The sequence below is a fragment of the Streptomyces sp. NPDC126510 genome, assembly GCF_040302345.1.
GTDB lineage: Bacteria > Actinomycetota > Actinomycetes > Streptomycetales > Streptomycetaceae > Streptomyces.
Map to the genome: position 1 here is coordinate 1 of NZ_JBEORR010000068.1, position 12,149 is coordinate 12,149.

Below are 12,149 nucleotides of genomic sequence, written 5' to 3' on the forward strand. Positions count from 1 at the left end.
ATGGATGGCGTAGGAACCTCCATCGTCGGGAGACCTCGACGTCTACCTGCGGACCGACGCGCCCGGCCGACCTACACCCTCATCTGGGAAGAGCCTCTTTCGACACCGCATCGCTGAGCACCGACTCGCTCGAGGAACTGAATCTCGGCAAGATCAGCGAACTGCTCAAGCTCGGCATCACCGCCGTCTCTTTCATCACCGCACTGAACTCGCTCAGCTGAGCGAACATTCGGGCTGACGCCGAACCGAAAACCTGTCGAGGTATGAGTTCGCCACGAGATGCTCCCTGCGCGTTGGGACCGAACTCCACGGCCCTACGTGTAGGGAGCAGTTCAGTTTTTGAGTAGATAGATCTCAGGGGAGCGGAAGCGGTCATTCCTGATCCCGGTCCATCGGCGCCGGCAATAGGAATACGTAATATCCACGGTGAGAAGAAATTCAGCTTTCCGGTACGCATCACTGTCTAGGCTGAGACGTGTGATTGTGGGCGAACAAGTCTCGCGGCGAACACCTTCCGGCCGGACTGAATCTCGGGGTCAACAAATGGACGTGCATCTTCTTGAGGATGTGGCGGCGCGTAGCCTCGATTCGGGTGCAGACCCTCAGCGGTGGCCCGATCCGTCACCACGGTGTTAAGAGAATGCGGCCTGCACCGCAGTAAATTGTTTTCCGGGCTCAGTCCCTCGTACTGTTCTAGTATCGTCGACCAGCGCCCCGCCGCACGGTTCCAGGCCCTCAATTCAGGTGTCGATAGTGAGTCGCCAGACTTTGTATGCACGGTAGATGGATGCCGCGATCAAGCCCCCCCTTTCCGCTTGGACGTCTCTTCGCGAAGGCAACGAGCGGTTTGTCAACCACGCGTCCATGCCCTCGACAACGGAACTTGCTCTCAATACGTCAACGCATCACTGCTGGTGACATGATGCGTGATCGTGGAGGCATGGATGGGCAACAAGGCGCTCGGGTTCACTGTGGATCAAGAGAACACGATCTGGGAGATGTGGCGTCGCGGTGATTCGCTGAGTGCGACCGGGCGGGTCCTCGGGGAGAGTGTCCCTCAGATCGGCCGGTTCCTGCGTAAATCCGGCGGTATCCGGCCGCTCCCACGTCGTCGGCGAGCATCTCATCTCACGGCCGGGGAGCGTGAAGAGATTTCCCGTGGGATCGCCGCCGGTGACAGCGCTCGGACGATCGCCGACAAACTCGGAAGATCCCCGTCCACGATCGCACGGGAGATCGCCCGCAACGGCGGCCGCGAACACTATCGGGCGACCCCGGCGGATGCCGCAGCGTATGTCCGCGCGCGCCGCCCTCAAATCTCGACCCTCTCTACCAGGCATTTTCTGCAGGAGGTTGTCACAGGGAAGCTGAGTGAGCAGTGGTCACCGCAGCAGATCTCCGCCTGGCTCCGGCGCGAGTACCCGTCCGATCCGCAGATGTGGGTTTCGCACGAGACGATTTACCGTTGCCTGTATATACCGTCGCGACAAGTATTCGACGACACAAAATTTCACGAACTGCGTACCGATCGGCGGATCCGCCGGCCTCGTGGGAAGAAACGCTCCCACGGGCGCGGGCAGATACGGAACAGGGTCCCCATCGATCACCGCAGCTCTGCGGCCGGTGATCGTAGCGAGCCCGGACACCTCGAAGGCGATCTCGTGTTCGGCACCCGCCCGTCAGCGGTCGCGACGCTGGTGGATCGGCAATCACGCGCCGTGCATGTGGTCGCACTGCCGGACGGGTACCGGGCCGAGACGGTTGCGGACGCCTTGATTGCCTATCTGGGCCGGTTGCCTGCGCATCTGCGTCGGTCGTTGACGTGGGATCGGGGACTGGAAATGGCCGCGCACGAGCGCATCACCGCAGCACTCGACCTGCCCGTCTACTTTTGCGCCCCGCATCATCCGTGGCAACGAGGGACGAACGAAAATACGAACGGGCTCCTGCGCCAGTACCGCGCAAGAACGCTGACCTGCGCACTTTCAGCCAGGAGGGCCTGAATTCGATCGCGGCGAGACTCAACGATCGGCCTCGTCGGGTGCTCGACTGGGACAGTCCACGCCAACGAGAAGACCAGGTGCTCGGTTCCTCCGCAGTTGGATAGCAAAGCTGGCCATAACGGCGGTTGGCATGATGATGGTCATGGCTGCTACCGGACTTCCCGAACTCGATGTCGCCCGGATCGTGAAGTACTGCGCCAGTAGAGTTCCCGATCGTCTGCGTCATGAGATTCGGGTCGAATGCGACATCGCGCCGCGCCATGTCACGATCTGCGAATGCCGGTCGCCGTGGCGTGAGGACTTCGGACCGGAGTGGACGCGATTCCCGATCGCCCGCCTGTCTTACACGAAGAAAACCGGGCTGTGGACTTTGTATTGGCGGGACCGGAACCTCAAATTTCACCGTTACCAGTTCTTGGCGCCGAGCCCTCACGTTCAGGATTTGCTCGATCACATCGAAAACGGTGGCGATCCGATCTTCTGGGGCTGATCCGTTATCGTCGGTGATGCGTTGACCTATTGAGACCAAGAACTGTTCCGGACAGCTTCGTCCGCAGTGCGGTCGAGCGTGGTTCTGATAGGCAGCAACGAGGGCTTGTCCACCGTCGACGAACTCGAAGGCCGTCACGTCGTGGAGACCGGCGCGCTGATCATGCAGAGGTCGCGGATCATCGCCGACAAGATGGACAAGAGTGCGTGCGCGATCGTCGGTGTCACGTACACGTTGTCCGACGGTCACATGCGAGTTCAGGGCACAGTCGGCGACATCGGGAGCATCTGATCCGCGAACGAAAGTAACGTGCATCGGTATCGTCAGGGTTGGGTTACAGCATTTCGGGCTTGAATTCAGGATGCCGTCGGATCCGTTTTTGGCCCTGGAGTGTGAAGCGAGTGCAAGAGCATACGGATCTCGGTGCGGTGGTAGCGGCGGTGACCGCCGATGGTCGAGGTAAACCCGATTTTTCCTTCGTCAGCCCAGCGAGCGACTGTTTTCGGAGTTACACGAAAAAGTTCGGACACTTGTTTTGGAGTGAGTAAGTCTTCGGAGCCGATATCAAAGACAGCGGGAGGAGGTGGCGGTCCATTGCCACCGCTGCTTTCGTGCTGAGCGGAGGCTGGAGTCGACCCGTTCAGGCCCATGATTGTCCTTTCGAGGAGTCGACGGTGCGTGATTCTTTCTGACTCGGATGCCCGGTATCGGATCGAAGAATTTTTCTGTACGCGGTGAGCAGATATTTTTCGGCAGCGGTGTAGTCGGTGATCGGGGTGCCGTCTGAGTCTGTGGTATCGACGATGAGTTCGAGGTAGCGGCGGCGGTATAGATAGGCATCGGGTTGCTGCAGCAAGAATTGCGCGGCGGCGATGACTTCTGGACTCGACGCTGCACGTGCGAATCTGGCGTGAGACTGCAGGTGGCGATCTATGTCGTTGTGCGGGTACGGATCTGACTCTGTATTTGTTGGGTCGTGGGCGTTCATCAGGTCGTGCTCCTGGCGTTGATTCGTTCTGTGTCGCCGTCGTAGTAGTCCAACAATCTCTGATCCATCACCCGGCGCCACAGCGGTGGAATCCACGCGATCACGATCATCACTGCGTAGCCGGCCGGAAGTTGCGGCGCTTCGGCCGCGCTACGCAGACTTTGGTACCGCAGCTTCGGGTTGGCGTGGTGATCGCTGTGCCGCTGCAGTTGGTAGAGAAACAGATTGCTCACGACGTGATCGCTGTTCCAACTGTCAGCGGGGCTGGCGCGAACGTACGAGCCGTCGGCACGCTTGCCACGCAGCAGGCCGTAATGCTCGAGGTAGTTCGCGGCTTCGAGGAAGGTGAATCCGGCAACTGCCTGCAGCAGGAGCCAGGGCGCGACCTCCCAACCGAAGATACCGATCAGCGTCGCGAAGAGGACAACACTCATCGCCCAAGCGTTGAGAATATTGTTCTCGAAGCTCCAGGTTCGTTTGCCTTTCCTCTGGAGTCGAGCGCTCTCGATGCGCCATGCCGAACGCAGCCCGCCGAACACACTTCGTGGCAAGAACCTCCAGAAGCTCTCACCGAACCGTGAGCTGGCCGGGTCCTGCGGAGTAGCTACACGCACATGGTGGCCGAAATTGTGTTCCACGTAGAAGTGCCCGTAGAGAGATTGCGCAAGCGCCACTTTCGCGAGCCACTGTTCGATCTTCTCGCTCTTGTGGCCGAGCTCGTGGGCCGCGTTGATACCGACGCCGGCGACGACGCCCACCGTGAACGACATCGCGATCTTCTCCGCGATTCCCATCGGAGCGTTGATCCAGCACCAGCAGGCGAAGACCAGACCGGCGTATTGCAAGGGGAGGAACGCGTAAGTGCACCAGCGGTAGTAGCGGTCCTTCTGCAGTCGTGGGATCGCATCGTCCGGCGGACTTTCGCCGTCTTCACCGGCCAGCATGTCGATGATCGGGATGACGATGACCAGTAGCCACGCGCCGGTCGCCCAGAACAATCCGAGACGAAGGTTGTCGACGAGAAACCAGGAGATGAACGGGCTGAGTGGAATCAGCAATCCGAGCGGCCACAGGTACCTCTTACGATCACGCCACACCGAAGGGCCTTCGATGCTCGCGGGTGTGGAAGCCGCGGGAGTCATGGTGACATCTGGTGAATAGGGGGCATTTTCCTAAGGATTCAGTCTTAGAGGACGTTTACGATATGTGTATCTCATTCCAGAGCCGAGGGTTACACGTGGAATCGAAGTAAGAGGTGATCGCACGTCGGGGGCTGAGGCGCGGCCCTACGATCTCGGCCTCCTCGGATATCCACGAATCGCCGGTGGCTAATCCGTCTTTTTCGCACGATCGATGAATGATCTTGGTGAAGAACAAGACTCGTGTTCATTCCGGGATGCCTTTGCCAACCTGCTTGGGCATGTTGCGACTTTGGGTGTGCCCATGATTCGGAGCGAGCGCTCCATCAACCTCGGATGCGGGTGATGGAGACCACAGCAATACGGCAGGGGCTAGCTACACGACTTCCGGCTGCTGTGTACTAACTGACATTCATTCGAGACGTTCGAGCCCCACTTTCCGAGGTTCCTGCTGAGTGCAGATGACTATGCTCGCTCTGTAAGTTCACGTGAGAGTGGGGCGACCGTGATGGTAAAGGCTGATCCAGACGACCACCTTGTTGCTGTGCTGTGTTCTGTTTCCTCCGGGAGTCGTGCAGCTTTCGCCGAATTCTACGACCGGACTTCCCCTTGGGCCTGCGACCTGCTCATGCAGATGTTCGGTGATCAGCGAGTTAGCGACGAACTGGCACGGTCGGTGTATCGCGAGGTATGGGCATGCGCGCCCGAGTACAAGACGGAAAACGGGAGCCCTACGGCGTGGGTAATCATGATTGCTCACCGGCGAGCGATAGAAAAGATTCGCTCCCGCCCTCGGCGCGAGGCTTTATGGTCCTCTCAGGAGGCCTCCGGATCGGCCGAGGAAGCCCACGCATGCAAAGACGGCTTCAGTTGGTCAACAGGGGATTGCCGCGCAAGAAGATACCTCTACCAGGGATATTACTGCGGTTGGACACAGCGGCAGATAGCCCATCGTGACGGGGTGACCGTTACCCTTGTGCGATCGAGCATCAAATCAGCCGTATTGACTGCACGCGCTAGTCAGCAATGCAGTCTGATGTAGCCGGAGTTCTGACGGAGGCATGTTCGGCGTTGGTGCTACGAGCGGAGAGCTTCGCGGGGTGATCGGGCGCAGTAATCGAGGTTTGCACGAATTAGGTGGTCCGACTGTGAAAGGGTTTGCAGGAAGGAGACGGGATGTGCTGGACGAGTACTGACGGCGCTCACGAAGGAGCGCCGGCGACGATCGTCGCCGGCGATCGCACCGCACTGTCGTACAGCGCCCGGGGCTTCGGACTCGAGGACGGAACGTACGTGCCCGATGAAGCGACGATCGGTTGGCGGGCGCAATGCTCGTGCGGATGGAAAGCAGTGGGGCTCATCGAGCGTGTGACCGACGCCGACCTACCTCCACGACCGGACCAGATCCTCGACCTCTCGGGAGGGCCCGCATTCCCGGAAGTAGAAGACATATGCCACGCACAATGGCTTGAGCATGTCCGCCGATCCGCTTCAGCATGCTCCACGAACGCGTTCTCCATGACCACATGACGCACGACTCGGTGAGGTATCGGTCGGGGACCTATGATTCCTGATCTGCAGTCGACTCACGCGTGAGGTCTAGGGCCGCACACCTCGCTGTTGTACAGGGGGGAGTGGTGCGTGCACCACTCCTGAGTGGTCCCGGCGTATTGTGACCCACCGCGGAGATGCGGTGGTCGGATCGAGAGGCATCGACCCGACCACGCCGATGACACCGTCGTCAACACCGATCACCTGTCCTCCGCGTAGGAGGGTGACGTCTTCTCTGGTGATCTTGGTCTTGTCGGCGCGAGCCGTCATCAGCCACTCTCCGTGATCATCCGTCAATTTCGCGAGCCAGGTCCCCATATGACCTGCCTCTACCTTCGTGTTCGTTGGCGGACCCCCCGAGTCGCGCTCTCAAACAAAGCCTCGCGCGAGCGCAGCCAGTGGGTGCCCCCGCTGTGTCATCCGCTCGGAGCACTTATCTCTGGGAGTGCATGTCCATCGTGTTTTCGTCGGCTACGAAATCTAGCCAGAAAACGCTAGCCAACAAACTCGTAGTAACGTCACTGAACGATTGTGACCGTGTTTTTCGGTGCGCTCAGTGCGTCAATTCGTCCTTCTTGGCGCGAGCCTTTTCGAGCGCCTTCTCTGCGCGCTTGCGAGCACGCTTACCCAGCACCTCGGTCTGCTCCGACGCCGTTTCTGCCCACTCGTTGCTCTTCTCGAGGGCGAGTTCGGCGAACTCCGAGCTGCGCTTGCTCGCCAGCTCTGCCAGTTCGGCGCTGCGCTCACGTGCGGTCTCGGCCAGTTCGGAGCCGCGCTTCTGCGCGACTTCGAGGATGTCCGGGCCGCGTTCTTTGGCGACCTCTCCGAATTCCGCGGCTCGCTTGCTCGCGATCTCCGCGAACTCGGAGCTGCGCTCCTTGGCAAGTTCGAGCCAATCCGTGCCGTGTGCCTTCGCGGTTTCGGCAAGTTCGGAACCGCGTTCGGACGCCACCGACAGAGCGTGTTCGACGCGATCGCTCGTGTGATCGGTCTGCGATGCGACCAACGGAAGTGCCGCGGCGATAGACGCCTGAGCCTTCTTCGCGGCGCGGCGGCCGCGCCAGCCGAGCGACGGCTTGCCCTCTGTGTCGACGGACGCGATCATCAGTCCGCCGAGCAGGCTGACGTTCTTGATGAAGTTGGTCCGCTGCATCGCTCGCAGTGACGGATCGGTTTCGTTCCAGAAGTCGTGACCGGCAAGCGTGGTCGGTACCAGGCTCCCCGCGAGGACCAACGACGCGAGGCGCGGCGCCTTGCCGGTGGCCAGCAGGGCACCGCCGCCGATCTGGACGGCGGCGTTGATCTTGACGAGTGTTTCCGGATCAGCAGGCACCTTCTGCGTCACTGCTCCTGGCAGCGTCTCGACGGATTTGTCGATCAGCGGTGACGCTTTGGCTGCTCGCTGAGCGGGGTTGCGCAAAGCATCGATTCCCCCGGCGATGAAGATCGTGGAAAGCAGTGGACGAGCAATTCGACGTACCAGCATGTTTCAAGCCTTCCAGAGTGAATGCGACATTCGGAGATAAACACTCTCCGCGGGGCCTCCCGGCAGGTTGCCCAGCTGCACTGAACTCTGTCGACAGGCACCCTCAAACGTGGAGGTGGGATGTGCCCAGTACCTCTCTTACAGGAGGAGGCGATCCCGGTAGTGGTGCATCATCATGGGTCGAGCAAATTAGGTACCCGCGCGAGCCAGATGTCCCAGGCGAGGGTTAGGCCGAGGTATATAGGGTGTTAATACCAAACTTTTCGACCGCCCACAGCGCGACCCATAGTGCCCAGAAGTGTCAGGATTGCGCCGACCACCACCAAGATGATGCCGACTGTCGTCAAAATACTGATTGCGGTGAAGTAACCGATCAGGGCCAGAATGATGCCGAGGACAATCACAGTGATTCCTATTCTCTCGCTAGGTTCTCGCTCTGCGCACCGGCCAGCCACCAGATCCGGCGGTGCGAGAAGTTCAATAGATCACAGAATCTATACCATCAGACATAGATTATAGGCAAAATTGAAACCAGATGTAGTGAGGTGGCGTTAAGCGCCGACCTGGCCCGGCCAGGAGGCCGGTCGGTGCCTGGCGAACATTGAGGAAGGACGTAGTCAAGGGCCCACCGACACTGAGCACGAGCAGAGTCTCGGTGGGCGGGCACGCGCCCGCCGTGTCGGCGACGAGCGCGAAGTTCGGGCGGTCCACCGACATCAGGTGTGAACATCGGTCGGTGGACCGTGCGTGTCAGAACCGGCGACAACTCCGACACGCAGATCGAAGACCCGCCGGGACGGAGTGGGGGACTCAACCGGCGGGTCAACATCCTCCATGCCCTGGTGCCTTGTTCTCCAAACATGAACAGCCCGCCGTATTTGTCGAGCAGGCACAACGAGGCCCAGCAGAAACCGATCAAGGCGACGGGCAGCACTCCCTGATGCTGGCCTTGTCGTCCAGAGTCGCCTGCTGCACCAGATGAGCGTCATTCTGCCGTGCGTCAGTACAAGTACATTGCCGCGTTCCTGACAAGTAACGGAGAAGGGTAGTGTTCGGCCCTCGTTCCAGGCTGGCGCGGGTGGGTGGGGGGCCGAGAATGTTCATCTCGATCACGCCGGCGGTGCGAAGCCTCACGCCCGTAACTCGATGCCATTCTGCAGCGGTTGCGACGCGGATAGACGTTGGTGATCACTCCCCGCGAAGTGGCGAGATCGTGGTATCGGTCAACGGCTGATGTCGATACCGACCGGCTGTTCGATAACGCCCCTGCATCCGCTGCGGCAATCAACGAAACTTTCCCGGCGGTCGGTCAGTTCAGGTGGTGAACCGGCGTAGAACTCGAGCACGGTAATAAACAGTGGACATCTACATTGAAGGCAGTCGCGTCCGAGTTCGGTGCCGACGACGGGCACAGTGCTCACGAAATCGACCATAGGCCAATTCTTCGAACGCGCATTCCTACTGGCAGGCAACGCATCCCGCGCACCGATGACACCGGTAAGTCTGTGACGCGATGTATGTGTCTGCTGCGCTTACCGTCGCATTCTGCAAGCGAGCCACCGACTGGGTGGGGAACACAGGAGATAGAATGAATTCTAGTAAATTTCGGAAGGGGCTTCATGGGCATCGCTGACCAGAATGGCACAACGCCGGGCGTCTCGACAGAGATGAAGTCGGGCAAGGACCTGCCACCCTCGATGATCGAGCGACTGACGTTGATTCTCGACGCCTTCGGCGGCCGAGGAGCTCGGATCACGCTCGAACAGGTTGCATGCCGTACTCGATTACCTCGCTCCACTGTCCACCGCATTCTCGATCAGCTCACCACCTTCGGATGGGTCGAGCACGCCTCCTTCGGATACTGCCTCGGTCGCCGCGCTCTCCGGGGGACGGCGACGGCGAGAGGCGCAGCTCGCTTCGTGAAGCGGCCGCACCGTTTCTGCACGAATTGCACCAGCAGACCGGTATGGTCGTGCATCTGACCGTCCTCGACGGCCCCGACGTCGTCGATCTCGACAAAGTCGGCGGACGTTTCGCCGCTGCAATCCCGTCGCGTGTCGGGGGTCACGCCCCCGCCCACTGCACCGCCGGCGGAAAAGCGATCCTGGCGTGGATCGCCCCCGAACGCGTCGACGCTCTTTTCGGCTCAGTCCTTTCTCGCAGTACGGAAAACACCATCACAGACATCAATGTTTTGCACCAGGAACTGAGTCGCATCCGCCGGCGCCGCGGTGTGGCCTTCGAGCGAGGAGAGTCAGCTCATGGTGTGGCCTGCATCGCTGCTGCGGTTCGCGGATACGAAGAACCCGTCGGCAGCATCGCCCTGTGCGGCAACAACAAATCCGTTCAGCTAGAACGCCTCGCCCCTTGGTCGTCCACGCGGTCCGTGAAATTTCTCGATCGTTGTACCCCGAATCGGACCATTCCCGTAGACCACGAAAGGCGCCTTCCGTTCCTGCGGCCACATTCTCCGCGGAGATGATGGATCGCCTCCTGGCGGCATCACCGGAAGACTGGATCTAACGTATCTCGACCGATCGAGTCCGCGGTGTCAGTACTGGACGGTATTCCCGAGAACTCGCTGACGCATCCTTAACTCCTCGACCACGCTGGATGGCGCTTGTTTGCATTCTCCAGGGCTCGCCGTGGATCAGCCATGTCATTTTGAACATGTTGGGCTGCAAGCAGATACATTTTTCGTTGAATGTGTCATTGTGCGAGAATGCGGATTCCGTTGGCGTCCTGGGCGAGGATGTGGGCGAAGTGGCGGTTGGATTTGTCGAGTCCGTCGGAGAGGTTCGCGCCACGCAAGAAGGATGCTGCGGCGGCGTCGAGGTGCCGCGCAATGCGCAGGAGCAGGCCGAGGGGCGGGAACGAGGAAGACGTGGGCGTCTGCGGTGATAATGTCGAGGGTCGATAGTAGCGACAGACCGGCCTCAGTTTCGTTGTCGTCGTGGTTGATGTGGGCGACTTTCAATGCTTCGGCCGGGGCTGCCGCTGGAAATTTCTGTGCCGAGCCTGCGACAATGTTTCCGTTTTGTCGGCACGACAGCGAACTATTGGCGGTAATGGTGTTGTGCTGCAATGTGTCCTTATTTTCAACGTTGCTTGACAGGGGCGCACGGGAGTCGGAAGCAGAAAACGGCAGGGTTAACCGCGATAGCGGCGAGGGAACCGCTGCATGCGCGGGAAGGATACGAGCTGCTGAGTCCGAGCGCTCCTCTTACCGGCGGCGACATGTGATCATCGTTCTGAAATCGATACTGTCTAGGTTTTTCGACGTGAGGATCGTATGTTCGCTGATCGGTTGAATATGTTGTTCGAGGATTCGCCGCGATTCGGTCGTCCGGTCACGCAAGCTGTGGTGGCGGACGGTCTCGCCGCGAGTGGCTCTCGCCTCTCCCGCCCTTATCTGTCTCAGTTACGTCGAAGTAGGCGGACGAACCCTTCTCCGGATGTGGTCGCTGTGCTTGCTAATTTCTTCGGCGTCGATGACAAGTATTTTTATCTGCCGGTCGACAGTGAGGGGGCGGAACCGTCGGTTGTCATCGACTGTCTCGAACAGGGGGCGTTGCGGCAACTGTTGGCTGCAGTGGTCGGCCTTTCCGAGTCGTCCACAGGGCTGGTCGTCGACATGGCGGAACGTTTGCGCCGCGCAGAGAAACTTCCAGAGATCACTGCGGGCGCTGATTGACCGAAACGTACTGCTATAGACCGGTTCCCCGACGCTGAAAGGTGAACGGTCTGGAGTGGTAGGGACGAGTATCTGCTCCTGACTGGGGAACTCGTTTTCGAAGACCACTGGGACTGCTCTCCGGGATGCGTTCGACTATGCCGTGCTCGATCGTCGGAGAACGTTCGGCGTGTTTGCGGTGCGATCGCTCACTACCCGACGTAGGGTCGGATTCCGCCAGATTATCGACCCAACCCCGAGAGTATGGCGCCGGGGGACGGGTCACGGCATTTCTCTGCCTACCGCCCCTACTTGAGGTCCCGTGCCCTTTGCCGGCTCTGGGCGTCCGGCTCGCCGGCAAGCTTCACTCCCTTACCGCCCTGCTCGAGTAGCACCTTGAGGCGGCTGAGCAAGTTCGCTCAACATGTGACAGAGGTGAACGAGCCGCCGGTACCGAGGTTCTCGTCAGAACCTCGGTTCCTGCTTGCCTGCCGGGCAGGCAAAAAAACGTCGCGTTGCGAGCGATGGGAGGACCGCGCGGAATGGTGGCAGTGACCGAGAGTGCCGAATACGCCCATCGGATCGACATTCCAGTTGGCGTCCGCCAGTAGGGGGTGGACGTTCGCGCGAGCCTTCACCAACTGAAGTCCGGATGGGGAAGTCGCGGAGTTCGGTGATGAGGGCTTCGAGGCGTAGACCTCAGCGAGGTAGGTGAGAGCGCTACCTAGTGCCGCGCGCCTAAAATTCTTTGACAGTGCGATTTGAGATACTTCAAGCATGCGGATTAAGCCCCTACTCTTGCGAGACGGCGACGATCTC

Annotated in this window: 15 protein-coding genes; 9 read left to right on the forward strand and 6 right to left on the reverse strand. The window is 60.0% G+C overall.

Features of this window, described 5'->3' with window-relative positions:
* The 4 genes from ABTX60_RS42130 to ABTX60_RS42145 all read left to right on the forward strand — a co-directional run.
* A partial coding sequence (locus tag ABTX60_RS42130; protein ID WP_350835235.1) for a hypothetical protein occupies positions 1–221 on the forward strand: 221 nt, incomplete at its 5' end.
* Between the two features lie 723 nt (positions 222–944).
* Entirely contained in the window at positions 945–2,003 is a 1,059-nt protein-coding gene (locus ABTX60_RS42135) for an IS30 family transposase (RefSeq protein ID WP_209923624.1), read from the forward strand.
* A gap of 142 nt (positions 2,004–2,145) precedes the next feature.
* On the forward strand, positions 2,146–2,493 hold the full coding sequence (locus ABTX60_RS42140; protein WP_073513844.1) for a DUF3024 domain-containing protein: 348 nt from the start codon (positions 2,146–2,148) through the stop codon (positions 2,491–2,493).
* 105 nt (positions 2,494–2,598) lie between these two features.
* Positions 2,599–2,784 carry a hypothetical protein gene (locus ABTX60_RS42145; RefSeq protein ID WP_352101953.1) on the forward strand — a complete coding sequence of 62 codons (186 nt, stop codon included), beginning with the start codon at positions 2,599–2,601 and terminating at the stop codon, positions 2,782–2,784.
* Between the two features lie 65 nt (positions 2,785–2,849).
* Here the strand turns inward: ABTX60_RS42145 and ABTX60_RS42150 are convergent, their stop codons facing one another.
* Genes ABTX60_RS42150 through ABTX60_RS42160 form a run of 3 tightly spaced genes read right to left on the reverse strand, consistent with a single transcriptional unit; the run spans position 2,850 to position 4,623 of the window.
* Positions 2,850–3,143: a BldC family transcriptional regulator gene (locus tag ABTX60_RS42150; protein ID WP_081377674.1), complete on the reverse strand. Its 294-nt coding sequence runs from the start codon at positions 3,141–3,143 to the stop codon at positions 2,850–2,852.
* Positions 3,134–3,481 (reverse strand): hypothetical protein, encoded by a 348-nt coding sequence (locus ABTX60_RS42155; protein ID WP_187781738.1) that lies wholly within the window; start codon positions 3,479–3,481, stop codon positions 3,134–3,136. The genes ABTX60_RS42150 and ABTX60_RS42155 overlap by 10 nt, the downstream gene beginning before the upstream one ends.
* A complete protein-coding gene (locus tag ABTX60_RS42160; protein ID WP_149357449.1) occupies positions 3,481–4,623 on the reverse strand; it encodes an alkane 1-monooxygenase in 1,143 nt (380 codons plus the stop codon). The genes ABTX60_RS42155 and ABTX60_RS42160 overlap by 1 nt, the downstream gene beginning before the upstream one ends.
* 505 nt (positions 4,624–5,128) lie before the next feature.
* Here ABTX60_RS42160 and ABTX60_RS42165 point away from each other — a divergent pair.
* Entirely contained in the window at positions 5,129–5,662 is a 534-nt protein-coding gene (locus tag ABTX60_RS42165; protein ID WP_073513845.1) for a sigma factor, read from the forward strand.
* 1,062 nt (positions 5,663–6,724) lie between these two features.
* On the opposite strand, the gene ABTX60_RS42170 is transcribed toward ABTX60_RS42165, so the two are convergent.
* The 3 genes from ABTX60_RS42170 to ABTX60_RS42180 form a co-directional block, all read right to left on the reverse strand.
* Positions 6,725–7,657 (reverse strand): DoxX family protein, encoded by a 933-nt coding sequence (locus ABTX60_RS42170; protein ID WP_003944048.1) that lies wholly within the window; start codon positions 7,655–7,657, stop codon positions 6,725–6,727.
* Positions 7,658–7,905: 248 nt separating this feature from the next.
* Complete coding sequence (locus ABTX60_RS42175) at positions 7,906–8,061, reverse strand: DUF6131 family protein (protein WP_087503832.1); 156 nt, start codon at positions 8,059–8,061, stop codon at positions 7,906–7,908.
* An 819-nt stretch (positions 8,062–8,880) separates the two neighbouring features.
* Positions 8,881–9,078 (reverse strand): hypothetical protein, encoded by a 198-nt coding sequence (locus ABTX60_RS42180; protein ID WP_125053481.1) that lies wholly within the window; start codon positions 9,076–9,078, stop codon positions 8,881–8,883.
* 198 nt (positions 9,079–9,276) lie between these two features.
* Between ABTX60_RS42180 and ABTX60_RS42185 the strand changes: the two genes are divergently transcribed.
* The 4 genes from ABTX60_RS42185 to ABTX60_RS42200 all read left to right on the forward strand — a co-directional run bounded on the left by ABTX60_RS42185 (position 9,277) and on the right by ABTX60_RS42200 (position 11,351).
* A complete protein-coding gene (locus ABTX60_RS42185; protein ID WP_350835195.1) occupies positions 9,277–9,639 on the forward strand; it encodes a helix-turn-helix domain-containing protein in 363 nt (120 codons plus the stop codon).
* Positions 9,624–10,139 carry an IclR family transcriptional regulator gene (locus ABTX60_RS42190; RefSeq protein ID WP_350835193.1) on the forward strand — a complete coding sequence of 172 codons (516 nt, stop codon included), beginning with the start codon at positions 9,624–9,626 and terminating at the stop codon, positions 10,137–10,139. Before ABTX60_RS42185 ends, ABTX60_RS42190 begins: the two co-directional genes overlap by 16 nt.
* A 131-nt stretch (positions 10,140–10,270) precedes the next feature.
* Positions 10,271–10,558, forward strand: a complete 288-nt coding sequence (locus ABTX60_RS42195) for a hypothetical protein (RefSeq protein ID WP_042926913.1) — start codon at positions 10,271–10,273, stop codon at positions 10,556–10,558.
* A 391-nt stretch (positions 10,559–10,949) separates the two neighbouring features.
* A complete protein-coding gene (locus tag ABTX60_RS42200; protein WP_064113782.1) occupies positions 10,950–11,351 on the forward strand; it encodes a helix-turn-helix domain-containing protein in 402 nt (133 codons plus the stop codon).
* The last annotated feature ends 798 nt before the right edge of the window (positions 11,352–12,149 follow it).